At 43.9% G+C, this 24081-nt stretch carries 23 protein-coding genes and 1 riboswitch; of the genes, 21 read left to right on the top strand and 2 right to left on the bottom strand.

The window, feature by feature from the left end; all coding sequences use genetic code 11:
• Window positions 1–60: 60 nt before the first annotated feature.
• Complete coding sequence (locus QF049_RS09420) at window positions 61–1500, bottom strand: DHA2 family efflux MFS transporter permease subunit (protein WP_307543154.1); 1440 nt, start codon at window positions 1498–1500, stop codon at window positions 61–63.
• Window positions 1501–1782: 282 nt separating this feature from the next.
• On the opposite strand from QF049_RS09420, the gene QF049_RS09415 reads away from it, so the two are divergent.
• From QF049_RS09415 to QF049_RS09360, 12 genes are all read left to right on the top strand, one after another.
• A complete protein-coding gene (locus QF049_RS09415) occupies window positions 1783–2388 on the top strand; it encodes a TetR/AcrR family transcriptional regulator (RefSeq protein ID WP_062834267.1) in 606 nt (201 codons plus the stop codon).
• Window positions 2389–2426: 38 nt separating this feature from the next.
• Window positions 2427–2960: a GNAT family N-acetyltransferase gene (locus QF049_RS09410; protein WP_307536844.1), complete on the top strand. Its 534-nt coding sequence runs from the start codon at window positions 2427–2429 to the stop codon at window positions 2958–2960.
• A 70-nt stretch (window positions 2961–3030) separates the two neighbouring features.
• Window positions 3031–3705, top strand: a complete 675-nt coding sequence (locus QF049_RS09405) for a response regulator transcription factor (protein ID WP_124114570.1) — start codon at window positions 3031–3033, stop codon at window positions 3703–3705.
• Entirely contained in the window at window positions 3702–5072 is a 1371-nt protein-coding gene (locus tag QF049_RS09400; RefSeq protein ID WP_307536841.1) for a sensor histidine kinase, read from the top strand. Before QF049_RS09405 ends, QF049_RS09400 begins: the two co-directional genes overlap by 4 nt.
• Before the next feature lie 217 nt (window positions 5073–5289).
• Window positions 5290–6294: an alpha/beta hydrolase gene (locus tag QF049_RS09395; RefSeq protein ID WP_373428226.1), complete on the top strand. Its 1005-nt coding sequence runs from the start codon at window positions 5290–5292 to the stop codon at window positions 6292–6294.
• A 193-nt stretch (window positions 6295–6487) separates the two neighbouring features.
• Window positions 6488–7408, top strand: coding sequence for an alpha/beta hydrolase (locus tag QF049_RS09390; RefSeq protein ID WP_307536837.1), 921 nt, complete (start codon window positions 6488–6490; stop codon window positions 7406–7408).
• Between the two features lie 128 nt (window positions 7409–7536).
• Window positions 7537–8991 carry an alpha/beta hydrolase family protein gene (locus tag QF049_RS09385; protein ID WP_307536835.1) on the top strand — a complete coding sequence of 485 codons (1455 nt, stop codon included), beginning with the start codon at window positions 7537–7539 and terminating at the stop codon, window positions 8989–8991.
• 35 nt (window positions 8992–9026) lie between these two features.
• The gene (locus QF049_RS09380) at window positions 9027–11117 is read left to right on the top strand and encodes a serine hydrolase domain-containing protein (protein ID WP_307536833.1); all 2091 of its coding nucleotides are present in this window, start codon (window positions 9027–9029) and stop codon (window positions 11115–11117) included.
• 226 nt (window positions 11118–11343) lie between these two features.
• The gene (locus QF049_RS09375; RefSeq protein WP_307536831.1) at window positions 11344–11724 is read left to right on the top strand and encodes a hypothetical protein; all 381 of its coding nucleotides are present in this window, start codon (window positions 11344–11346) and stop codon (window positions 11722–11724) included.
• Entirely contained in the window at window positions 11721–13439 is a 1719-nt protein-coding gene (locus QF049_RS09370; protein WP_307536829.1) for an ABC transporter ATP-binding protein, read from the top strand. The genes QF049_RS09375 and QF049_RS09370 overlap by 4 nt, the downstream gene beginning before the upstream one ends.
• A 307-nt stretch (window positions 13440–13746) precedes the next feature.
• A complete protein-coding gene (locus tag QF049_RS09365) occupies window positions 13747–14169 on the top strand; it encodes a MarR family winged helix-turn-helix transcriptional regulator (RefSeq protein WP_124114576.1) in 423 nt (140 codons plus the stop codon).
• Window positions 14166–15245, top strand: coding sequence for a threonine aldolase family protein (locus tag QF049_RS09360; protein WP_307536827.1), 1080 nt, complete (start codon window positions 14166–14168; stop codon window positions 15243–15245). The genes QF049_RS09365 and QF049_RS09360 overlap by 4 nt, the downstream gene beginning before the upstream one ends.
• 167 nt (window positions 15246–15412) lie before the next feature.
• On the opposite strand, the gene QF049_RS09355 is transcribed toward QF049_RS09360, so the two are convergent.
• Window positions 15413–16330 (bottom strand): AraC family transcriptional regulator, encoded by a 918-nt coding sequence (locus QF049_RS09355; RefSeq protein ID WP_307536825.1) that lies wholly within the window; start codon window positions 16328–16330, stop codon window positions 15413–15415.
• 371 nt (window positions 16331–16701) lie between these two features.
• Between QF049_RS09355 and QF049_RS09350 the strand changes: the two genes are divergently transcribed.
• The 9 genes from QF049_RS09350 to QF049_RS09310 all read left to right on the top strand — a co-directional run bounded on the left by QF049_RS09350 (window position 16702) and on the right by QF049_RS09310 (window position 23983).
• Window positions 16702–17688, top strand: coding sequence for an aldo/keto reductase (locus QF049_RS09350; protein WP_307536823.1), 987 nt, complete (start codon window positions 16702–16704; stop codon window positions 17686–17688).
• A 133-nt stretch (window positions 17689–17821) separates the two neighbouring features.
• Complete coding sequence (locus QF049_RS09345; protein WP_307536821.1) at window positions 17822–18601, top strand: class I SAM-dependent methyltransferase; 780 nt, start codon at window positions 17822–17824, stop codon at window positions 18599–18601.
• On the top strand, window positions 18598–19227 hold the full coding sequence (locus tag QF049_RS09340) for a pentapeptide repeat-containing protein (protein ID WP_307536819.1): 630 nt from the start codon (window positions 18598–18600) through the stop codon (window positions 19225–19227). Before QF049_RS09345 ends, QF049_RS09340 begins: the two co-directional genes overlap by 4 nt.
• A gap of 70 nt (window positions 19228–19297) precedes the next feature.
• Window positions 19298–19398: riboswitch (guanidine-I (ykkC/yxkD leader) on the top strand.
• A 102-nt stretch (window positions 19399–19500) separates the two neighbouring features.
• Entirely contained in the window at window positions 19501–19839 is a 339-nt protein-coding gene (locus QF049_RS09335; protein WP_150367338.1) for a DMT family transporter, read from the top strand.
• Window positions 19839–20153 carry a DMT family transporter gene (locus tag QF049_RS09330; protein ID WP_307536816.1) on the top strand — a complete coding sequence of 105 codons (315 nt, stop codon included), beginning with the start codon at window positions 19839–19841 and terminating at the stop codon, window positions 20151–20153. Before QF049_RS09335 ends, QF049_RS09330 begins: the two co-directional genes overlap by 1 nt.
• Before the next feature lie 117 nt (window positions 20154–20270).
• Window positions 20271–21677, top strand: coding sequence for a DEAD/DEAH box helicase (locus QF049_RS09325; protein WP_307536814.1), 1407 nt, complete (start codon window positions 20271–20273; stop codon window positions 21675–21677).
• Window positions 21678–21819: 142 nt separating this feature from the next.
• Window positions 21820–22179, top strand: a complete 360-nt coding sequence (locus QF049_RS09320; RefSeq protein ID WP_307536811.1) for an MmcQ/YjbR family DNA-binding protein — start codon at window positions 21820–21822, stop codon at window positions 22177–22179.
• 62 nt (window positions 22180–22241) lie between these two features.
• Entirely contained in the window at window positions 22242–22934 is a 693-nt protein-coding gene (locus QF049_RS09315; protein ID WP_307536809.1) for a hypothetical protein, read from the top strand.
• 164 nt (window positions 22935–23098) lie between these two features.
• Window positions 23099–23983, top strand: coding sequence for an alpha/beta hydrolase (locus tag QF049_RS09310; protein WP_307536807.1), 885 nt, complete (start codon window positions 23099–23101; stop codon window positions 23981–23983).
• Window positions 23984–24081: the final 98 nt, after the last annotated feature.

Genomic DNA, 24081 nt, shown 5'->3' with positions numbered 1-24081 from the left:
ATCAGACGTAACGTCTTGATCTGCCGCTTTGTTATGCAAGCAAGTATGAGGCTGGAGACCTTAATTTGAATTCATAGAAACTTTTTGTCTTACAACCTGTTTGATTTCTTCCTCTTTGGCTTGTTTGGTACGTTTGATAAAGAAGGAAAGAACCAATCCCACAACAGCGATGCCGATGATAACAACATACGCATCATTGATACCCTGGATCATGGATTCTGTAGCAAGCTGTTTTTGACTGAGACCATTGGCTGCTCCAGTCGCCATCATATCTTGTACGTGTGCCGTTGTACGGGAGGTCATGACACTTACGAGCAATGAAGTACCTACAGCGCCAGCTACTTGTCTGACGGTGTTGGAGATAGCTGTACCGTGTGCACCAAGTCTTGGTGGCAGTTGGTTAAGCCCCGCAGTCTGAATCGGCATCATGAGCAAAGCCATACCAATTCGGCGGCCGGTTGACATTAACACCAGGTAACCATAACTGGTTGAGTCCGTTAAGTCGATGAAACCAATTGTCGTCACGATGGTGATCACCATCCCGATAACAGCAAGCCATTTCGCTCCAAATCGGTCAAATAATTTTCCGGCTACTGGCATCAGGAAGCCCATGACAAGCGCACCCGGCAGAAGCAATAATCCGGACTCCAGTGCAGTGTAACCACGTGCGTTCTGGAGATACAAGGGAAGCAACATCATGTCAGCATACATGATCATTGTAATCGCGATACTGATAACCGTGGTCAGGGAGAACATATTGTACTTGAAAGCCCGCAGATCAAGCAGCGGAGTTTCGGAAACGAGCTGACGCCATGTAAACAGGGCAAGAGAAACAATTCCAGCCGCAATGCAGATAAGAACTTCTGCACTTGACCATCCCAGACTTCCTGCTCTGCTGAAACCATAGAGCAATGCGCCAAATCCGATCGTGGAGAGCACCACACTGATTGTGTCGAACTTTGTGTTGACCCGTTCGGATACATTCTTCAGGTATACAAACGCAAAAGCAATGACAATAAGAGTTAATGGAATCATGCCGTAGAACATCGTTTGCCAAGAGTAGTTCTCTAGGATATAACCGGCAAGGGTAGGCCCGATTGCAGGGGCAAAAATGATGGCAAAACCAACCATACCCATCGCAGATCCTCGTTTTTCAGGGGCAAACAAGGTCAAAATAACGTGCATCAAGAGCGGCATGATAATGCCGGCGCCCGCTGCCTGAATCATACGTCCTGTCAGCAATGTACCAAAGTTGGTTGCAAGAGCGGATACGATGGTACCAATCAGGAAAATAAACATGGAAGCTTGGAATAATTGCTTGGTTGAAAAGCGTTGCATGAAGTAGGCAGTAATGGGGATAAGCACCCCGTTCACCAGCATGTAACCTGTCGTTAACCATTGTGCTGTTGCGGCGGAGATGTTAAAATCACCCATCAGTTCCGGTGTAGCGACACTCATGATCGTTTGGTTCAACGTTGCAAGGAAGGCTCCCAAAATCATGATAAACAGGATGGGGCCTTTCTTTACGGATAATTCTTCTTGTACTCTAGCCTGACTCAATCCTTTTCATCCTTTCAATCCACGCGTGACTAAATTTACAACGTGTTGTATAGTTTACATTGTATTTATTGAATTATATACATATTCGGACAGATTACAATTTACGTTATGACGTGTTTTCGTCGTTTATTTTACAAATAAAATGAATTTGTTGTGTAAATCAAAAATAAACGACTGATTGTTTAAAATTGTAATGTTTAAAATTTGATAGGAGGTATACACGTGAAAGACGAGAAGAAATCAGCTGTGGACCCAAGAATATTGCGAACGCGTCAGTTAATTCGAGGTGCATTTGTTGAATTGCTGCAGGAAATGGATATTGAGAAGTTGTCAGTCAACAAAATTGCCGAACGAGCGACGATCAATCGGGTAACCTTCTACCTGCACTATCGTGATATTACGGATATGATGGAGAAGATGGCCGATGAGATGATCGAGCATATTGAACGGATCGTGGATGAATATGCTCCTCATTTTGAGAAGCAAAGGACGGAAGAGGCTTGGCCTGTTCTGGTCAAGTTACTGGAGCATTTTGCAGAGAACGCCTCGTTCTATCAGGTGGTACTTGCTACAAAGCGCACACCGATTTTTACCGAAAGATTGCTCAAATTGTTGAGTACGCTGGTGAAAGCCAAAATTGATCGGGTAGAAATGGAAGATGAACTCGAAGAATCCGGCATTCATAAGGAGATTGCAATCTGGTACGGTTCTTCCGCTCTGATTGGTACCATCGTTGCCTGGTTGCGTAATGATATGCCTTATTCACCACATTTCCTGGCGAAACAATTCTCGTTGATTCGCTCGTACTCTTATAATGACCTGATATAATCAATTGCAGCTAACGTTAACAGAGGAGGACTAATGTAATGAAATATAGTGCAGAACGTATCTATGTACGATTTTGGAAGGTGGAAGATGCCTCACTGCTTCTGGATCTACAGGTTCGCAATCGTGCGGAAATCGAGAAAATCTCAGCGAGTAATCGGGATGAGTCTTTCTACAGATTGGAAGGGCAAAGGTCACTCATTGAGAGCTGGGACAAGAAGAAAGAAGAAGGAAATCGCTATTCTTTTGGTATTTTTCTACATACAGCGGATGAACTCGTCGGTGAAATTTCTTTGTTCGAGATCATACTGGATTCTACCCCAAAATGGATCGTTGGTTATGTGACGGATACTCTGCATCAAGGAAAAGGATATATGAGCGAAGCCCTGCAATGTGTGCTTGAATTTGCCAAACATGAAACTGAAATTACACGCATCGAGGCTGGCGCGGTACCTGATAATACAGGGTCCATCCGTGTACTTCAAAAGGCAGGATTCTCAGCGTGCGGGTCACAGTCTGTCCCGATCCAGGGAACGTTAAAGGAACATACGATGTTTGCTGTGGATATACAATGAGCAGGATGTATCAGGATTAACTATAATTTGAACCATATATTCATACGTATTGGAGAGGACAGAAAAACCTATGGCTACTATACTCGTTGCTGACGACGATCCGAACATTCGCGAACTCGTCTGTCTCTTTCTCAAAAACGATGGATTCACGACGGTGGAAGCTGCGGACGGTAAGGAAGCTCTCACCGTGTACGGCGAGACGCCAGTGGATCTGGTCGTGCTTGATATTATGATGCCTGTTATGGACGGCTGGGCATTATGCAAGGAACTCCGCAGAGCCAATCCCGATCTCCCGTTACTCATGCTGACGGCGAGAGGTGAGACGTGGGAGAAGGTGAAGGGATTCGAACTGGGTACGGATGATTATTTGACGAAACCGTTTGATCCATTGGAACTGACCGCCCGTGTCCGAGCATTACTGAAGCGTTACAAAATTGGCTCCACACATACAATCCAGTTTGGCAACGTTATTCTGGACCGTCAGACTTATAAGGTGATGAGAGGCACAGAGTCGCTTACGTTACCGCTTAAGGAGTTCGAATTGCTGTATAAGCTTGCTGGAACACCTGGGCAAGTCTACACACGTGAACAGTTAATTGATCAGATATGGGGTATTGATTACGCCGGAGATGATCGAACGATAGACGTACATATCAAGCGCCTGCGCGAACGATTCGCCACGACACCTGATTTTCGGATTGAAACGGTGCGTGGGCTAGGATACAGACTTGAGGTCCATGAATGATCAGATCATTATACATTCGTGTGGTGCTCACCTTTCTGATTTCTGTCATCGCTGGTACAGTTATTTCTTTTTTTATGTCAACCTGGATATTCGAAGATAAATTGAACGAAAATGCCCGAATTAACATACGCAACTTTGGCCAAGACGTAGTGCAGATATATAAGACGATGCCTCTGGATGAAGCAGAATTATTCGTTAGCAATATGAAACAGCTTGATTCATATCATATTCGAATTTATGATGCAACGGGCAAACTCCAGACATATGGGAAGCTTAATGGACATAAATCAGCTGCTGTATCGATGGAGCAACTCAAAAAAGTTTTAAATGGAGGGGTTGTTCAAGACACACCCAAGGGGATCGCTACCGTTCTTTTGGGGCTACCGATTAAGACGGAAATGGGCACAAAAGCGATGTTTTTGGAAACTCTCGCACCGCCCTCCGCCTCTTTTGTAGTCCAGTTTGGCTTAATCTTTGCAAGCTGTTCGTTGATTGCAGGAAGTCTGTTGATTCTGATTGCTTCTGTATACCTGGTGAGACCGATCAAGAAATTGACCAAAGCGACCAAACGGATTGCAGCTGGAGATTTCAATGTCAAGCTGAACATCAAGCAAACGACTGAAATAGGTACGTTGGCTCGCAGCTTTGAAGAAATGATGCATGATCTGCAGCAGTTGGAGCAGATGCGCAGGGAATTCGTTACAAATGTTTCGCATGAGGTTCAGTCTCCGCTCACCTCGATATCCGGTTACGCTTCGGCACTGAAGCAAGTAAATCTCTCCGAACAAGAACGAAACCGTTACCTGGATATTATCATCTCTGAAGCAAAACGAATGTCCAAAATGAGCGATAGCCTGCTCAAGCTGAGTTTGCTTGAATCGCAGTCACAGCAACTACGGCTTAACACCTTAAGCCTTGATGAACAGATCAGGAGGGTCATTGTGGCGCTTCAGCCGCAATGGTCTGGGCGCAACATTCATTTCGAGCTTGATTTGGAGAACGTGAAGGTAACGGCTGATCACGATCAGTTAAATCAGGTATGGACCAATATCATCGGAAATAGCATCAAGTTTTCCAAGGATGGCGGTATGATTAAAGTCAGTATCGAAGAGGATTTCAACCATGTAAGTGTCCGAATATCCGACACGGGCATTGGAATTCCCCTGGAAGACCAGAAGCGTATATTCGACCGTTTTTTCAAGGCAGATCGTTCCCACAGTCGTAAATACGACGGGAGTGGTATGGGATTAGCAATCGTTAAACAGATCGTGTCCCTTCATCAGGGTGACATCCGAGTGGAAAGCGAACCTGGTCAAGGCACGATCTTTATTATCACGTTGCCCATCCATCCACCAACGGATAGTTAGGCAAACAGGATAGGGCCAATGAATAGAATATCCATCGGATTATCTAAACCGAATGTTCATGTCCTATGTAACATGCAAGCTTCTTTGTATGTTACATAGGACATTTTTTTTGCTTGTTCATACTCTGTTCATATTCCGGTCATGGGGAGTACATCTTTCTTGATTAGGATTTCTTAAGCAGCCTGCCAGGCTAATATACAGATGAGGATAGGAGCAGATGAACGTGAAACATCAAGGAGACAAAGGAGTACAGAGTCAGAGTCAAAGTAAAAGTAAAAGCAAAATAAAGAAAGTGTTAGGCATTTTGCTTAAAGTGCTTGCCGCAATCCTTATAGCAATCTTACTTTTTGTAGCTACCGTTTATACCGTCAACAAAATCAGCAGTTATTCGGAGCAAAAAAGAATGGAGCCGTACGGACAACATGTATCCGTAGATGGGAAAAATATGAATGTGTTCATTCAAGGCGAAGGCGAGGAAACGATTGTGCTTCTGCCGGGTTTTGGAACAGCGTCACCTGCACTTGATTTTAAGCCGCTCATTTCTGAATTATCTCCCGATTATAAAGTCGTCGTGGTTGAACCTTTTGGTTATGGATTGAGTGATCAGACCGAAAAGGAACGCAGTACAGCAAATATCGTCAGTGAAATTCATGAAGCGTTAAAGAGTCTACATATTGATCGTTATATCTTGATGGGTCATTCCATCTCGGGGATCTATAGTCTGGATTATGTGAACAAATATGCAGATGAAATAAGTGCATATGTTGGGTTGGATACCAGTGTTCCAGCGATTAGTGAACAGAAGGTTGAATCATCAGATACACAACCGATTAAATGGTTCCGCAACTTGGGTTTCGCCCGAGTGCAACTGAAACTGAGTGCTGACCCTTATGATGGACTGCCTTATGATGAGCAAACGAAAGAACAATTGAACATTCTGATACGCAAAAATATGTATAATACCACGCAATTAAATGAGGCAGAAAGTATGTATTCCAACTTTAAAGCATCTGAACAACTAACTTTCCCTGTTAATCTTCCGGTTCTTTTCTTTGTTCAAAAGAATCATCCGGCAGCAGATAATTGGGTTCCGGAACACGAGAAGTTAATAGAGAACTCTGTGCGTGGTGAAGTGGTGCTGCTGGAAGCAAATCATTATTTGTATCGTTCCCACGCCAAAGAAATTGCTGAAAAATTCAGGGGATTTATGACGCAGCAGTAAATATAAATGAATTAGCTTGTTCATATTCAGTTCATATTGACGTCACGGGGAGTACATTTTCATTGGATAAGATTTCATTAGCAGCAAAAAAGACAAGCGAACTACCAGTTCAAGACAGGAGAAGATAACACTGACGACGCAGCCAGCGGAAAAGAAAACAAAGAATAGATCAAGGGCCAAAAAAGTGAGAAACATGATACTGAAAATAGTAGGAGCAATCGTAATCGCCATTATTCTATTTCTAAGTATTGTTTATATCACAAATGTGGTCAGTAGTAATTCAGAGGCCAAGAAAATAGACTTCTATGGTCAGCATGTATCTGTAGACGGGAAAAATATGAATGTGCTCATTCAAGGCGAAGGTAAGGAAACGATTGTACTTCTGCCTGGTTTTGGAACAGCTGCACCAGCGCTTGATTTTAAACTGCTCATCGATGAACTATCACCATATTACAAAGTTGTTGCAGTTGAACCTTTCGGTTATGGATTGAGTGATGAGACTGAAAAAGAACGAACCACAGAGAATATCGTAAGTGAAGTTCATGAAGCTCTGCAGCAACTCGATATTCATCAGTACATGCTCATGGGTCACTCCATTGCAGGCATTTATGGCATTGATTATGTGAACAAATATCCGGATGAGGTGACAGCATTTGTCGGAATTGATAGCAGTGTTTCAACCCAACCGGGTATGGATGCCAAATTACCTACAAAAATGTTCGCATTTCTTAAAAAATCAGGTCTCCAAAGATTGGTGGTCAAATTTAGTAGTGACCCCTATGCTGGACTCGCATTTGATGAACATACCGTAGAAGAGATGAAAATGCTGTCGAGTAAAAACTCAAATAGTCCCACGATGTTAAATGAGATGGGTCATATCTCTTCCAATTTTAAAGGAGTTCAAGGTTTAACCTTCCCTAAAGACCTTCCACTTCTTCTCTTTGTACAAGCCAATAATGAAGGTGTAGAAGGATGGATACCGCTGCATGAAGGGCAGATCAAAGATTCAGTACATGGGAAAGTAATCACAATGGATGGCGAACATTACTTGCACCATACGTTATTTAAAGAAATAGCTGAAGATGTAAGAGCATTCATGAACGAAGCGAAGTAAAGATCCTTTAAAAGTACACTCGTGATTTAAGAGATGTGTGTGAATGAATTTGGAAAACAGTCCTGAGAGGCTGTTTTTCCATAATACGATTAATTTGGCCGTTGCCGTGATGAGAGAGAGGAATTCAAATGAGATTATTTGAGATACTGTTAGTTCTATCCTGTTTCGCTTTACTCGTAGACCTACTATTTATTAAAAGAAGTGCAAAGAAAACAGGCTGGGGTTTGGGAATAGGAAGTAGCGTTATACTCGTAGTTCAATTGTTGGTTGAGGGATACAGATGGCAGTTGCTTGTGGTATATATCATGACGGCTTTATTCATAATCATCGTTTTATTCAGACACTCCGAAAAGATGATGAATCTAAAAATAGGGAAGTTCTTGAAATATAGTTTATCTTCCCTGATTGTCATTCTGCTGGTTGGTTCTACTGCCTTGTCTGTATACTTACCTGTCTTTAATTTGCCGAAGCCGGATGGTCCAAAGAAAGTGGGTACTCAAACCTTTCATTTTACAGATCGGAACAGAGATGAGGTCTTCACTGAAGATCAAAGCGATAAGAGAGAACTAATGGTTCAAGTTTGGTACCCTACTGAAAATAGGAATAATATCAAGCGTGACACGCTGTTTCCAAAAGATAAAGAAATGTTCAAAACGTATATTCAGAGCTTCTCTGCTTCTTTAAAACTGCCCGAATTTGTGCTCGACTACTGGAAGTATAGCCAAACCAACTCTTATGAAAATGTAGAAATATTACCTTCTACAAGTCCTTATCCCTTGGTACTGCTATCTCATGGTATGGGAACCAGTAGAGTTCTACATGCATCACAGGCCGAGAATCTGGCCAGTCATGGGTTTATCGTGGTCACCATCGATCATACGTATAGCACCTTTGCTACCCTTTTTCCAGATGGCCGTGTAACGGATTATAAAAAAAGTACGACTACACTAGATGAACGTACAAAAACAGGGAATATATGGACGAAAGACGTGGAGTTTGTAATTGATCAAATCAAAAAGCTGAATTCAGGTGCAATCGAAAGTCAATTTAAAGGGAAGATCGATTTAAATAACATAGGCGTGATGGGGCATTCTTTTGGGGGTGCAACCGCGTTTAATGCAACGTATTTAGATCAGAGAATCAAGGCCGGGGTTAATATGGATGGCTCACTATATGAAGTGGAAAATAGAGATGATATAAACAAGCCGTTTATGTTCATCCGATCGGGAAATTTTGAAGACTGGTTAGCCAATTTTGAAGCGGATAGAAATTCGGATGATGAAGTAACTAAATTTCTTTCAGATGAGCTGCACATTATGAAAAATGTTATCAATCATGGGGGAAATGTGATTTATGTAGAAGGAACCCAACACTTCAATTTCACGGACCTTCAATTCTATTCGGAGCTGGTTAAACTGTCCGGGATCACAGGAGACATCAATGGTAAAAGAGGATCAAACATCGTAAATCAATATGTACTCGATTTCTTTAACAAGCAATTGAAAGGAACGGGCGGAACTCTGATTCAGGGGCCGAGCGACAAGTATCCAGAGGTGAAATTTGTAGATCCAGAGGAACTCTAATAACCAAAACACTTAAAATTCAGGAGATGATGTGAATGGGACGACAAAAGGGAAAACGAAATTCAACTGCCGTGTTAACTCTGGTATTAACGATGTTAGCTCCAATGTCTGCAATGGCCGCGCCTGCTACAAGTAGCAGCAGTTTTACGTATGAACCAACCAAGAAAACAGTGATGGAGAAAGCCAAGTTACTCACCGAGAAACATGGAATTACAAGCCTGCAATATGCCCTTATCGATGGTGGCGAGATTGTGGTGTCCGGTCAGACGGGTAAAAACGATAAAAACAACAAGGTGCCTCTTACGTCGGATACGATCTATGGCATAGGGTCAACGAGTAAAATGTTCCTCACAGCTTCTGTTATGAAGTTAGTTGACGAAGGCAAGGTGGATTTGGATCTGCCTGTTGTGAACTATATACCTGAATTTCAGATGAAAGATCATCGCTACAAACAAATCACACCACGCATGCTGTTGAATCATTCTTCCGGTCTGCTGGGCAGCACTGGCAGCAATGCCACATTGTACGGAGATAATGATACGTACTCACATGATACGTTTCTCGAGCAATTGGCGAGTCAAAACCTGAAGGCAGATCCCGGCGCATTCTCGGTGTATAGTAACGATGGGTTTACGTTATCTGAGATTATGGTTGAACGTGTTAGCGGCATGAGTTTTACAGCTTTTATACACCGATATTTTACGGAACCTCTGGACATGAAACATACCAAAACACCACAGGATGTGGTTGACACGGCAGCAATGGCGGGAATCTATTCTCCTATGTATGAGGGTCAGCTTCCACAAGAGAATTATAATGTTATCGCTACTGGAGGCATTTATTCCACCGCTGAAGATCTTGCGAAGTTTTCACAAATCTTCACGGGAGAGGTCCAAGGCATTCTTACCCATAAGTCTGTAGAAGCCATGGCGCAAGAAGAATACAAAAGAGGCATGTGGCCAGAGGATGGCGATACGTCTATAGCTTACGGTTTAGGGTGGGATAGTGTAAATCTGTACCCATTCAGTGAATACGGTATCAAGGCAGTAACAAAAGGTGGAGATACCATATCGTATCACTCATCATTAGTCGTACTGTCGGAATATAATCTGGCTGCAGCCGTTACCTCATCAGGTGGGACAAGTGCCAAAGATCAGTTCATTGCGAGTGAATTATTACTCAGCGCCCTTGAGGAAAAGGGCATTATTACAGAACGGAAGCCAGAAAAATCGTTTGGTGTGCCAGTGAAGGCAGATATACCTAAAGAAATAGCCACGAATGCAGGTATATATGGCGGCAATAATTCGGTTAAGAAGATCGAAATGAATACTGCTGGACAAATGACTGTATCCACACCCGCAGCTCCAAGTGATCCGGCTCAAAAATACACCTATACAGCGGATGGTACTTTTGTTAATGATGAAGGCACGGAAAAGTTGAAATTTGTTAAGGAAAAGAATGGAAGGACTTATCTGTGGTATCGATCTTATATATCCTTGCCAGGACTTGGACAATTGGCTTTCTCCGAATATAAAATGGAGAAGCTGGAAGCCAATGAGTTATCCCAGGATATTACGGCCTCATGGGAGCAGCGTGAAGGTAAAAAATATTACCTGGTGAATGAGAAATATACATCAACGGTTTATCTCAATTCGGCACCAATCCTCCCTATTCATTTGGACAAGGAGACCCCAGGGTATATATCCAATACTAAGATTATTGGAGCAAACGAAGCAGTCACGGAGCTGCAAATCCCTGGCCTGGCTGGACGTGATACAAAGGAGAGTTATTTTGCTAAAAAGAACGGGGTAGAGTACATTACAGCCGTTGGTAGCATATACGCCAGTGAGGAAATGGTACAACCACTCTATTCGGGTAAACAATCTCTAGCAACGATTCAAGCAGATGGATATGCCAGATGGTTTTCGATACCAGCAACGGTGAAAGGAAAAGTGATGACGGTTAAAATGCCTGCAACTGGCGCCTTTGCCGTATATGATCAGAAGGGTATTTGTATTAATCACACCGTAGTCAGCGGTCAGAATGAGGTTGTATTACCAGAAAACGGCCGCATTGTATTTGCAGGTGACGTGGATTCCACATTTGAAATTTCATTGAAAAAGTAACAATAGATTTGGTGCAGTGAAGGATGATGATTTTCGGAGAAGATTAAATAGTGTCGCTAACAAAAGAAGTCGCGAAATCGCGGCTTTTTTCTGTTGAGGAGAGGGTGAACATACATACTTCGTTATCTATTGGAAAATTTAGGTTGACACTTCTTTTTGTCGCGTATACAATCGTATACATGAATGCGCTGTATACATATGTATACACGTAATGGGGGTGGCACAAATGAGAGATCGTCCTATCGAAGAGATGGATGGAAGTGTACGTCAAGGTGAGCGTCCGAGACGTGATATGAGTGATAGCGAGCAACGTGGAGAACGTTCCAAACGTGGCAGAGGGCATGGTGAACATCAGGGAAAACGGGGCCATGGTGCGCAAACATTCCGTCGCGGCCGGATTCTTGTATTTCTGGAACAAATGCAGAATCGAAGAACAACGCTTGTCCGACAACTTGGACAGGAGGAGTACGAACATATTCGCCCGATGATCAGTGGAGAGTTGAAAGCTATTGATCAGGTCATCGACGAGTATATCCATCTTTTCGAGCTGCAAAATGAAGATGTAAGTCCCAATAAGGATCTGGAGAGTGAGAGTGAACAAGTATGATTCGTCGTTTTTTTTCGTATTATCGTCCCTATAAAAAACTGTTTTTGATTGATTTTGGATGCGCTGTACTCGCAGGGCTTCTGGAGTTGGCTTTCCCCCTTGCCGTCAGCAAATTCATTAATGAATTGTTGCCAGGTCAGGATTGGCCTCTTATTTTGCTTGCCTGCGTTGTGCTGTTATCCATCTATGCACTTAATACGGTATTGAACTATGTCGTTACATACTGGGGACATATGCTTGGCATTAATATTGAGACCAACATGCGTGAGAAGATGTTCGCTCACTTGCAGAAGCTGTCCTTCCGTTTCTTTGATAATCGTAAAACAGGCCACTTAATTGGTCATCTTACGAATGATCTGAACGATATCGGCGAGGTTGCTCACCATGGACCTGAAGATGTGTTTATTGCAGTGATGACATTAATCGGATCATTCTGGCTGATGGCTAACATTAATCTTGAGCTTGCGCTGCTTACCTTTATCATTATCCCAATTATGGCTTGGGTTATTATCGTATTTGGTGGCCGTATGACAAAGACCTATCGGCGACTTTTCGGAGACGTCGGCAATTTCAATGCGCGCATTGAAGATAACGTTGGTGGCATGCGTGTTGTGCAATCGTTCGCCAACGAAGAGCATGAGAAAGAACTTTTTGCGGTGGATAATCAGAATTTCCGTAAAACCAAACTGCTTGCCTACAAAACGATGGCAAAAAGTATCTCGGTCAGTTATATGATGATGCGACTGGTTACGGTGTTTGTCATGATCAGCGGGGCTTGGTTTTATATCGATGGCAGAATCAATATGGGTGACTTTATGGCCTTCCTGCTGCTGTCGAATATCTTCTTCCGTCCTATCGAGAAGATTAACGCAGTCATCGAAAGTTATCCGAAGGGCATCGCTGGTTTCAAGCGTTATCTGGAGATCATTGATACAGAACCTGAAATTGCGGATAACAAAAACGCCTTGGAATTCGAAAGTGTGAAGGGCGATATTCGTTTCGAGAACGTCTCGTTCGGATATGAATCCAGTCGGCGTATCTTAAATGATATCAGTCTGTCTGTTCGACCAGGGGAAACCGTTGCTTTTGTTGGACCGTCAGGCGCAGGTAAGACAACGATTTGCAGCTTGCTTCCGCGATTCTATGAGGTAGAAGAGGGGCGAATCACTGTAGATGGTGTGGATATTCGGGATGTTAAGCTTCAATCGTTGCGTAAGCATATCGGAATCGTTCAACAGGATGTATTTTTGTTCTCGGGTACCATTAAGGAGAATATTGCTTATGGTGACCTGAGTGCAACGGACGAACAGATCTGGGATGCCGCTCGCCGTGCCTCATTGGAGGAATTGATTCTTACGTTGCCGGACGGCATGGATACTGTCATTGGTGAGCGTGGAGTCAAGCTATCCGGAGGACAGAAGCAACGGTTATCCATTGCTCGTATGTTCTTGAAAAATCCACCCATTCTTATTCTGGATGAGGCAACCTCTGCACTGGACACGGAAACGGAAGCACTGATCCAGCAATCACTGGCTGAATTGTCGGTGGGTAGAACGACACTTGTGATTGCGCACCGATTGACAACGATCAAGAATGCAGATCGAATCATTGTAGTGAACACAGATGGTATTGCTGAACAGGGTAACCATGAGGAATTGGTCGCCGCTGGAGGCATATACAGCCGTCTTCATCAGGTACAATATAGTCACTCTTAATCCATATAAATCAAATTTACACTGGCCACTCCGATGACAGAACAACCTTCCGATCGCTGTTATCCCCAGATTTTTTGATTCCTTCTAGAAAGGGGAAATTCGGGGATAAAGTATCTAAATCAAGTAAACCTTGCCGCGCATATGCGTGGCTTTTTTCTGTTTGGATGTTAAAAATGAGGTTAAATGCTAAGCAAAAGATAATGTTGACAACGTCCACTAACGTGATTATTATAATGTTGACAATGTCCACTAAAAAGGAGGGTTTGACATCAACTCTCAGTACATAAATCCAGATATACTGGCTGACATGCGACGTTTTAACCGTTTTTATACCAACATACTTGGTGTACTCGACAAGCATATTCTCGGAACTGGGTATTCGTTTGCAGAAGTACGAGTCATTATTGAGATTGGAATTCGGGGGGAGAGCATTGCGAACAATCTGGTAGATACATTGACCATTGATCGCAGTTACATGAGCCGAATTGTGAACAAGCTGTCCAAGGAAGGACTGCTGGTGAAAGTGAATTCTGCTGCCGATAGCCGGGTCAGTCTGATTCGTCTGACAGCCAAGGGTGAGGAACTGTATGCCCAATTGAATGATCGATCCGATCAACAGATCCTGAAGCTGATGCAAGAATTGAATGAAGAAGAGATTCAAGAGGTATACACCTCCATGATGAACATACAAGAGAAGTTGAACAAGAAGGCAGGAGAGACAACACGATGATACGATTTGAATGTGATTATAACGAAGGTGCGCATGAACGAATTTTACAAAGACTGATGGAAACCAATATGGAACAGACGAGCGGGTATGGCACGGATGAGCATTGCGAACGGGCGAGAATGCTTATTCGTCAGGCATGTGACAATGAGCAAGCTGATGTTCATTTTTTGGTTGGCGGTACACAGACAAATACAACGGTGATTGCATCTATTTTGCGTCCTTATCAAGGTGTAATTGCAGCGAGCTCAGGACATATTGCGGTTCATGAGACGGGGGCTATTGAAGCAACGGGTCATAAGGTACTCACGGTTCCAAGCGAGGACGGAAAGATCACGCCTGAGCAGGTTAGAGCAGTCTACGATGCGCACATGAATGAGTCGTCACCGGAACACTGTGTTCAACCAGGAATGGTCTACATTTCCCAACCAACGGAGAATGGAACGATGTACAGCAAGGCAGAACTGCAAGCATTGCATACAGTGAGCAGAGCATGTGGTCTTCCGTTTTTCGTGGATGGAGCACGTCTTGGATATGCACTCGCTTCACGCAATTGCGATATGACACTTGCTGACCTTGCACGCTTGTGTGATGTATTTTACATCGGGGGAACCAAGATTGGCGCATTGATGGGAGAGGCGGTTGTCATCCTGAAAGATGCACTGAAACCGGATTTTCGTTATATGATCAAACAAAAAGGTGGCCTGCTTGCCAAAGGCAGATTGCTGGGAATCCAATTTGTAACGTTGTTCGAAGATGGTCTGTACCTCGATATTTCTCGCCATGCCGTAGATATGGCCTTGAGAATTCATGACTCACTTGAACAGCAGGGGGTGCGCTTCCTGTACGATTCACCAACCAACCAGCAGTTTCCGATTCTGCCTGATCGTTTGCTTGAGAAATTACGCAGCGGTTATACGTTCACCTTCTGGGAAAAGGTTGACGATACACACAGTGCGGTACGGTTCTGCACCAGCTGGGCAACTCGTCAAGAGAATGTGGATGCACTGACTCGTGATATCGCTCAATTATTGCACGAAGAGATCAAGGTTCCTGAACGGGTCGAAGTATTGGTCTAATCTTGTTCAAAAATTAAGGGAACAGTTCCGATTTCCTTCTCATAAATACGAGTATTTTGAAAAATTCCAAAAGCAATTACGCAGAATTCTGATACTGAAAAAAGGACAACCCATTGTGGTTGTCCTTTTTGGTTTGCCTTTTTGTGAGATAGAGAGTGCATACTCGGTTACTCACTCAAGGCCATATCATATTTCTCTTTCAGCCGTCGGATATCGGCTCTTGGAGGCGCACCGAACATGCGTGCATATTCGCGGCTGAACTGAGACGCACTCTCGTAACCAACCCGAAATGCTACATCTGCCGCATCAGCAGATTCGGCCATCAGAAGTCGCCGGGCTTCCTGTAATCTTAATTGTTTCTGGAATTGTAATGGGCTCATAGCTGTAATCTCTTTGAAGTGACGATGGAATGAAGAGACGCTCATGCTGGCGGTCTCAGCCAGATCTTCAATGCGAAATGGCTGTTCCCAATGATGAACGATGTACTCAATCGCTTCTCTGATCCGATAAGTGCTGCTACCTTCAACCGCAATCTGCGCGAGTTCTCCTCCGTAAGGCCCTTGAAGGAGGCGGAACAGGATTTCTTTAACGTACAACGGAGTCAGAAACGGAATCTCTCCCGGCGTATCCAACAATCGAACAAGTCGGAGTACAGCGTCCTGAATGGACGATTCCATCTGACCTACAAACATGGCTCGTCTGGCGTTTTCGTTGAATGTTACCTTGATATTGCATTCGTTAAGTACTTCGAGAATTTGGTTCGGTGTGAATTCGAGTTTGAGACTTAAGTAGGGTGCATCAGTGGATGCCTTGATAATCTGGCCGATGACCGGAAGATTCATGGAAGCAATCAGGTAATTGGAAGGTCCGTATTCATAACGCTCCTGTGCGAGCAATACTTCTTTCAACCCTTGAACAATCACACAAAATGAAGGTTTATATACTCTGTATGCCGGTTCACTAATCTTGGAATGGTGATAGACAAACAGGGAAGGAATCGCCGTTTCCATTGCACCGTTATGGTGGGAATGGCGTTCGATTAGGTCACTCAATTCCTGTTTTGATTGAAATAATTCTTCGGTCATACGTATCCTCCTCACGGATTTAACTTGCTTACATTATAAAGCTTACCGTACAGAACCAAAAGGGGGCCTGAGAGGATCAGGCAATCAATTAAGACGATTGATATACCGCTTGCAGCCCATGACTCGGCATACTAAGAGTATGTTAACAGAGCCAAGCGATTAAAGTTTATTCGAAAAGTTGGGTGAACAAGGTGATGAAGTGGTTATCAAACCATGTGAGGCAAATTTTGATTGACAGGCTCGAATCACAAATTAAGTATGAAGAAAATTCCGTACATCGAGAGATATACTTCACATGCTGGTTAGAGCTAGTTACCGAAGAGGTCGAGACAATATCAGTTTACAGAACAAATTCAAGGAGAGTGTGAAATATGGAATATGTGAAATTAGGACGTACCGGTCTGGATGTCTCCAGATTATGTCTAGGTTGCATGAGTTACGGTGTACCGGAACGCGGAATGGCTCCATGGTCCCTGAATGAAGAGCAGAGTCGACCGTTCATCCAGAAAGCATTGGATGCTGGTATTAATTTCTTCGATACGGCCAATATCTATTCGGATGGAACCAGTGAGGAAATTGTTGGACGTGCGTTGAAGGACTTTGCCCGTCGGGATGAGATTGTGCTGGCGACCAAATTGTTTTTCCGCATGAATGAAGGACCCAACGGGGCGGGGCTGTCCAGAAAAGCCATTATGAACGAAATCGACAACAGTCTCATGCGTTTGGGCACAGATTACGTAGACCTGTATCAGATCCATCGATGGGATAATACAACTCCTATTGAGGAAACCATGGAAGCTCTTCATGATGTAGTTAAGGCCGGAAAAGTCAGATACATTGGAGCTTCTTCGATGTACGCCTGGCAGTTCATGAAAGCCCAATATACAGCTGAGCGTCATGGGTGGACGAAGTTTATCTCCATGCAGAACCATTATAACCTGTTGTATCGCGAAGAAGAGCGTGAAATGCTGCCATTATGTCAGGAAGAAGGCGTCGGCGTTATTCCGTGGAGTCCTCTTGCCAAAGGACGTCTGACAAGGGATTGGAATGAACAGACTGCGCGTTCAGGAATCGACCCTGCCGGGAAGGCATTCTATGAGAATGCAATGGTCGATGCTGATCGTCAAGTGGTGGAGCGAGTCTTGAAAGTAGCTGAGCAACGGGAGATTCCTCGTGCTCAGGTCGCTCTGGCCTGGTTGTTGCACCAAGAGGCAGTAACCGCACCAATTATAGGCGCGACCAAAATTCATCATCTGGAGGATGCAATAGCAGCCCTTACGGTGAAGCTGACTGCGGAAGAGATCGGTTTCCTCGAAGAGGCGTATGTACCGCATCCGGTAACTGGAAATCTCAGTTGATCCGAATTCTTAATGTTAAAGTCGCCATTCGGCGGCTTTTTTTATAGTTATCTATTGAGTGAATTGACACTTCTCTTATATTAAAGTTATTATAGATACATTAGATCCTTAATTGAGAAGGAGATTATATTCTATGAATAACGGACATTCATCCGGTCAAACGAACGAATCATGGAGTGGTCAGTCCGCTCCTTTTACAGCGTTACAGGAAACACCTATCCTATCCTTGCTCCAGCCATCCCAAGGTGAACGTATTCTTGATGTGGGTTGTGGCAATGGGGATTTGACAGCCAAAATTGCAGTCGCAGGAGCGCTGCCAACAGGTATAGATTTTTCAGAAGAGACGATTAGGCAAGCTAAACAGAAATACCCTGATATGAATATTCAAGTAGCAAATGCTTGTCATTATCGGACAGAAGAACCGTTTGATGCTGTCTTCTCTCATGCCGTTCTGCATTGGATAAAGGATGCTCCAGCTGTAGTACAATCAATACAGTCAGCGCTCAAGACGGGCGGGCGATTCGTGGCTGAGTTTGCTGCAAATGGCAACACGGCTATATTAATTACAGCGGTACAGGAAGAACTGGATGCCCGTGGATACCAATGGGAAGGTCGGAATCCGTGGTATCACCCGACCATTGGCGAATATGCTAATCTTCTGGAGCAACACGGATTTCGAGTTAGTCTGGCCCAGCACGTTGATCAATTTACCCCGTTCAAGCCAGGTGCCAGAAAGTGGTTGACCAATTTCGCGGAGTATTTATTCAGTGGTATCACACCTGCGGAACAGGATGTTATTATGGAAGCTGTCGAGAAAAGGGTACAGCCACAACTGATGCGGGATGGACAGTGGTATCTGGACAGAAGCCGACTGCGAGTCGTAGCTATGAAGGAATCGGGGAATACGATATGAAAATGGACAAACCCAAGATTCAGGAGCAGTTGCTCGAACCGGAAACGATTGCATTCCTGGAATCCAAAGTTGAGTACAAACACAAACTGATCGAGAATATCATGCTGGATCAACAGGAAGCGAGTAAGGTTTCCTTTGAAAATGTTGTATTTAGATATGTGACAATCTCGGAGTCTACCTTGGAACAATTTGAATTCACCGATGTCCGGTTCGAACACTGCGACTTCTCCAATGTCAATCTCTCTGGTGCCTTCATGCATCGGATCGAATGGCATAACTGCAAGTTTGTCGGAACTGATTTTTCCAATAGTCGATTGCAAAATGTCAGTTTCCTTCATGGTCTAGGTGACTACAGCAATTTCCGTTTTGCCCATTTGAAACAGGTCTCCTTCTCGGAATGTACCTTGATTGGTGCGGACTTTGCCTATCTGGCACTGCAAAAAATGGAGTTCAGTCAATGTAACATCGACCAAGCTTCCTTAACGGGGACCAAAATGAAGGATTTGGATCTTAGCGATTGCGAATTTGACTCCTTGGTACTGACCATGGAAGATCTCAACGGTTGTGTGATTTCACCACATCAAGCCGCCACATTTGTAGGATTAATGGGTTTGATTATCAAATAAAGGGCATGATCACATTTACGGGGTTGCCAAGATAGTGGAAGTGTGTATAATTGGAGTCACATTAGAATAAAAACAGGTTTTCTAGGGTTCCGCGATGGATGTGTCGGTCTGGTCCGAGAGAAAACCCGCAACCTGTTGGTTGTGCCACGGAGGGATAAAAGCCTGGGAGATGAACTGCTACATGCAGTTTGTTTCCCGGGCTTTTTTTGTTTTTACGCTAATGTACCCATACTGGGTGTAAAAAAAATGAATTAGAGAAAGGGAGTTACAGGAATGAATAAAACGTGGATGTCGGTTGTGATTGCTGCATTGTTTGAAGTGGGTTGGGTCATTGGATTGAAACATGCCAGTAGTCTGCTGGAATGGGGGTTTACGTTGGTTGCAATTATCATTAGCTTCTCCTTGATGATTGCAGCTTCGCGGACACTGCCTGTGGGAACCGTGTATGCAGTATTTGTTGGCCTGGGTACCGCAGGTACAGTGCTTGCAGAGATTGTTCTGTTTAATGCACCTGTCCAAACCGGAAAAATGGTACTCATTGGTGTACTTTTACTCGGCGTAATCGGGCTTAAAATGCTGAGCAAAGAGAAGAATAAGGAGGTGCAGCTATAATGAACTGGGTATTTCTTATCTTGGCAGGGGTATTTGAGATGGTCGGAGTGCTTATGATAAACAAGTTGCACAAAGACCGTAATCTCATTTCACTGGTTCTATTGGTAGTCGGGTTTGGTTTAAGCTTCCTGTTCCTGTCCATTGCAATGGAAACCCTTCCGATGGGGACAGCATATGCCGTATGGACGGGAATCGGGGCCTCCGGTGGTGCTATTCTGGGCATGGTGTTTTATGGAGAACCTCGAAATGCCCTAAGAATTCTGTTTATCGCTATGGTGCTCGGATCGGCAGTCGGTCTTAAATTGGTCAGTTAAACAAAGTGATATTAAAAAGATAATGTACAGATTACGTTTTTAATGGTATCCTTATACGTTACGTGTGAAATAAAAGATGCGTCTTATTGATAGATGTGCGTAAATGAAGGAGACAACATGACATTTAAGGACTTAAATATTATTCCCTCTATTATGGAAGGGTTAAGCAAAGCGAATTATACTAATCCTACCCCTATACAGGAACAGGCCATACCAGCTGTATTAGCTGGCAGAGATCTGCTGGGATGTGCACAGACAGGAACAGGCAAGACAGCAGCATTCTCGGTGCCGATCATTCAATTATTAAGCGAAAGATCCAAAGGACAAGGATCAAAGTCCGCACGACATATTCGCTCATTAATTTTGACACCAACACGAGAACTGGCTATTCAGATCGCGGATAACATCAAGGTATATAGCCGGTATACGGACATTCGTTGTACGGCAATCGTTGGCGGCGTTTCGCAAAAAGTACAAGAGCGTGCGCTGAATCAAGGTGCAGATATTATTATCGCGACACCTGGCAGATTGAACGATCTGATTAACCAGAAACGTATTGATCTGAAGATGGTTGAGATTCTCGTTCTGGATGAAGCAGACCGGATGTTGGATATGGGTTTCATTCATGATGTGAAAAGAATTATTGCCAAAATGCCGAACAAAAAGCAGACGCTGTTCTTCTCAGCTACGATGCCTCCTGAAATTACCAAAATGGTTAAAACCCTGTTGGTTGATCCAGTCAAAGTAGAAATCACACCGGTATCTTCAACGGTAGACCGCATTGAGCAATCTATATATTTGCTGGAGAACGGCAAGAAGCAACATATGTTGAATCAAATTTTGGAGGATAAATCCATCGTCACGGCATTGGTGTTCACACGCACGAAGCGCGGCGCTGACCGGGTTACACGTGATTTGGCCAAAGTGAATGTTACAGCACAGGCTATTCATGGCAACAAGTCTCAGAACGAGAGACAACGGGCACTGAACAACTTCAAGAGTGGTGCAACACGTGTATTAGTTGCGACGGATATCGCGGCAAGAGGAATTGACGTGGAGGAACTGTCACATGTCATTAACTTTAACCTGCCTAACATTCCGGAAACGTATGTTCACCGTATTGGCCGTACAGGTCGAGCAGGCAAAAGCGGGATGGCCATCTCGTTCTGTGAGAAGGATGAACTTCCATTCCTGAAGGATATCGAGAAAGTAATCAAAAAGACGATTCCTGAAGTGAAAGGTCATCCGTATCCAATGACAGGTGTACCTGTGTTTGATAAAACCAGCAAAGCATCAGGCAGTAAACCTTCGTTCAACAAATCGGCTGCAGGCAAACCGGCGAAGTCCAAAGCTAACCCGGCACGCAAGCCCAAATCCGAATGGTTTGCCAAGAGTGGTAAATCAAACAGTAGCCGTTCAAACGACGGTAGACCCAATAGCAATAGATCAAACAGCAGTAGCAGTAAATCAAACCATGGCTCATTCAGCCGCAGCAGCAAAACTAGGAATGATAGAGCCAATTAAGAGTTAAATAAATCCAGATAAAACCTTCTCCATTCATTTGGAGGAGGTTTTATTATGTGCTTTTATGTGCAATGAGCTTATTTACATACGAACTTACATTCGGTATCATTATATCGTCCACTGGTGAAAGGGAGGTACTGACTTGAAGGATACGATGATTGAATACAGTTTGAACAAGAAAGGTGCGATCAAGGATTATCCATTTGGGCCTGATCCAGTCGCGATCAAGGTTGCGGGTAAGATGTTCGCCCTTATTTTTGACAACAAAGAAAAGCACTGTCGTTTAAACTTAAAATGTGATCCCATTATTGCAGAGAACCTGAGAGAGCAACATGAAGCAGTTCAACCGGGATATCATATGAACAAAAAACACTGGAATACCATTACGCTGGATGGTTCATTGTCCGATGAGGATGTCTACGTCATGATCGATCACTCTTACGATATGGTTGTCCAATCCCTTCCGAAAAGGATTCGGGATTCTCTGAACGGTAAGAGATAAGAAGAAATATATGAGGTAGGTAAAAGGCTAATGGTCTGCTTCTCTAACAGAATGAATATCCTATGAAAATGAAGACATATTTGAAGTCCATTTGGTTCCATTACCTTGGAAATAAACAAGATCGAACAGCCTTGTTTAATGTGGCTTCCCTTGTTATCAATGCTGTAACAGGGATAGGCAAGTTAATCCTGGGCATATATCTGCTTTCGGGATGGTTCATTACAAATGCTGTATATTATCTGATTCTGTGTGTGGCAAAAGGCCAAGTGCTCCATAAATATACAGTTACCAAGAGGATGGGCTCTCCCGAAGAAAGATATAGATTAGAGCTTACGGTATATAAGCGCGGAGGTCTGTTCCTGTGTTTACTGGGCGCGTCCTATTCAATGGTCTGCCTGCGAATGTATCTAATCGGCGATGCCTTCATATATGAGGGTATCATCGTGTATATCGTATCTACAGTCGCTTTTACGAAGCTGGTTTTTGCCGTGTATGGTACCTGGGCGAACCGTCATCTCCATAACCCAATCATATCTACATTGAAAATGATTAACTTCACCGATGCGATGGTATCCATCGTGGTGACCCAAGCGACATTACTTACCATGCAGGGCTCACCTCTTGCATTAAAAACAAGTAGCTTGTTTGGCATGGGGTGCAGCGTTTTATTTTGTTTGATGGGTGTCTGGATGATGTTCCACAAAAAAAAGGAAACAAGCACGGATCCAAACCGATCTCCTGGCACTGAATGCTAACATTGAAGCATTAAGAGCAGGGGTGGGTAATTTTGGTCCACGTTTGAGCATGTTGATCAATACATATCGAATGAATTGCACATGACGGAATAGACGAGTGTCATCTATACTTAAAGTGACAACGGAAGAAGGCGTATTGGCAATCCACTAAAGGAGTGATATCTATGGATCAACAACAACAACTGGCAATGGTACAACGTATGCGTCAAAATGTCGTCGGTACAGGTGCAGCTCTTCAACCCGGTTCCACGTATGCTGTCACAGTAAAAGAAGTCATGATTCCTACGACTAAAGGTGATACACGTGTACTTGTGTATACACCGGATAGGGACCATTCCGCTCCTCTGCCGGTCTTCTTCAATATGCACGGGGGTGGTTTCATCTTGGGACAAGCAGAGATGGATGATCCATGGTGTCGCCTGATCGCTGATCGATCTGATTGTGTGGTCGTTAATATCGATTACAGTCTTGCACCAGAGCACAAGTTCCCAATAGCGGTCCATGAATGTTACGACGTTGTACAGTGGGTCCACGCCAATCCGCAATCTTTCTCGGTTAACCCGTCTCTATTCGCTATTGGGGGGCATAGTGCTGGTGGTAATCTTGCTGCAGCAGTATGTTTGTTAAACCAGCAACGTGGAAGCGAGCTGCCTATTGTACTTCAGGTTATCGATTATGCCGTATTGGATGTGGCTACAGATCCGGCCGAGAAACCGAGTTTTGAAGAAGCCATTCCAGCCGATATCGCGAGAACGTTCAATGCCATGTACCTTGAAACGCCAGAAGATGCGCAAGACCCGTTGGCTTCACCTGTGCTTGCAACTTCATTAGAGGGACTTCCAGAAGCATTGATTATTACCGCGGAGAAAGATTCACTGGCCCAAGAAGCAAGAACATATGCAGCAAGGCTGGAAGCAAGCGGTGTGAAGGTGACTCTTAAGGAGTACGAGGGAGCTGCTCATGGATTTACGCATTCTGGGGATCTCCAGATGGCTGAGGATGCCTGGTACCGGATGAGTGACAAGATCAGAGAAGCATTTTCCAAATAACGTGTATCAGAATGAACCTTAGAAGGAATATGGTTACCTTGAAGTCGCCTAATGGCGGCTTTTTTCGTTCATTGGTGTGATTGCTTCAATGGCTTGGT

It is taken from the genome of Paenibacillus sp. W4I10, assembly GCF_030816325.1.
Classification (GTDB): domain Bacteria; phylum Bacillota; class Bacilli; order Paenibacillales; family Paenibacillaceae; genus Paenibacillus; species Paenibacillus amylolyticus_B.
The sequence above is the reverse complement of the archived record's forward strand: the minus strand, read 5'-3'. Positions and strand labels throughout refer to the sequence as shown.

What these genes read in the sequence shown, in the direction of transcription:
- QF049_RS09310 (WP_307536807.1), top strand. Translation starts at nt 23,099, where the DNA reads ATGGATCAACAACAACAACTGGCAATGGTACAACGTATGCGTCAAAAT.
- QF049_RS09350 (WP_307536823.1), top strand. Translation starts at nt 16,702, where the DNA reads ATGGAATATGTGAAATTAGGACGTACCGGTCTGGATGTCTCCAGATTA.
- QF049_RS09390 (WP_307536837.1), top strand. Translation starts at nt 6,488, where the DNA reads ATGATACTGAAAATAGTAGGAGCAATCGTAATCGCCATTATTCTATTT.
- QF049_RS09380 (WP_307536833.1), top strand. Translation starts at nt 9,027, where the DNA reads ATGGGACGACAAAAGGGAAAACGAAATTCAACTGCCGTGTTAACTCTG.
- QF049_RS09335 (WP_150367338.1), top strand. Translation starts at nt 19,501, where the DNA reads ATGAATAAAACGTGGATGTCGGTTGTGATTGCTGCATTGTTTGAAGTG.
- QF049_RS09400 (WP_307536841.1), top strand. Translation starts at nt 3,702, where the DNA reads ATGATCAGATCATTATACATTCGTGTGGTGCTCACCTTTCTGATTTCT.
- QF049_RS09395 (WP_373428226.1), top strand. Translation starts at nt 5,290, where the DNA reads ATGAACGTGAAACATCAAGGAGACAAAGGAGTACAGAGTCAGAGTCAA.
- QF049_RS09365 (WP_124114576.1), top strand. Translation starts at nt 13,747, where the DNA reads ATGCGACGTTTTAACCGTTTTTATACCAACATACTTGGTGTACTCGAC.
- QF049_RS09385 (WP_307536835.1), top strand. Translation starts at nt 7,537, where the DNA reads ATGAGATTATTTGAGATACTGTTAGTTCTATCCTGTTTCGCTTTACTC.
- QF049_RS09405 (WP_124114570.1), top strand. Translation starts at nt 3,031, where the DNA reads ATGGCTACTATACTCGTTGCTGACGACGATCCGAACATTCGCGAACTC.
- QF049_RS09330 (WP_307536816.1), top strand. Translation starts at nt 19,839, where the DNA reads ATGAACTGGGTATTTCTTATCTTGGCAGGGGTATTTGAGATGGTCGGA.
- QF049_RS09325 (WP_307536814.1), top strand. Translation starts at nt 20,271, where the DNA reads ATGACATTTAAGGACTTAAATATTATTCCCTCTATTATGGAAGGGTTA.
- QF049_RS09315 (WP_307536809.1), top strand. Translation starts at nt 22,242, where the DNA reads ATGAAAATGAAGACATATTTGAAGTCCATTTGGTTCCATTACCTTGGA.
- QF049_RS09370 (WP_307536829.1), top strand. Translation starts at nt 11,721, where the DNA reads ATGATTCGTCGTTTTTTTTCGTATTATCGTCCCTATAAAAAACTGTTT.
- QF049_RS09375 (WP_307536831.1), top strand. Translation starts at nt 11,344, where the DNA reads ATGAGAGATCGTCCTATCGAAGAGATGGATGGAAGTGTACGTCAAGGT.
- QF049_RS09360 (WP_307536827.1), top strand. Translation starts at nt 14,166, where the DNA reads ATGATACGATTTGAATGTGATTATAACGAAGGTGCGCATGAACGAATT.
- QF049_RS09345 (WP_307536821.1), top strand. Translation starts at nt 17,822, where the DNA reads ATGAATAACGGACATTCATCCGGTCAAACGAACGAATCATGGAGTGGT.
- QF049_RS09355 (WP_307536825.1), bottom strand. Translation starts at nt 16,330, where the DNA reads ATGACCGAAGAATTATTTCAATCAAAACAGGAATTGAGTGACCTAATC.
- QF049_RS09410 (WP_307536844.1), top strand. Translation starts at nt 2,427, where the DNA reads ATGAAATATAGTGCAGAACGTATCTATGTACGATTTTGGAAGGTGGAA.
- QF049_RS09420 (WP_307543154.1), bottom strand. Translation starts at nt 1,500, where the DNA reads ATGATTTTGGGAGCCTTCCTTGCAACGTTGAACCAAACGATCATGAGT.
- QF049_RS09340 (WP_307536819.1), top strand. Translation starts at nt 18,598, where the DNA reads ATGAAAATGGACAAACCCAAGATTCAGGAGCAGTTGCTCGAACCGGAA.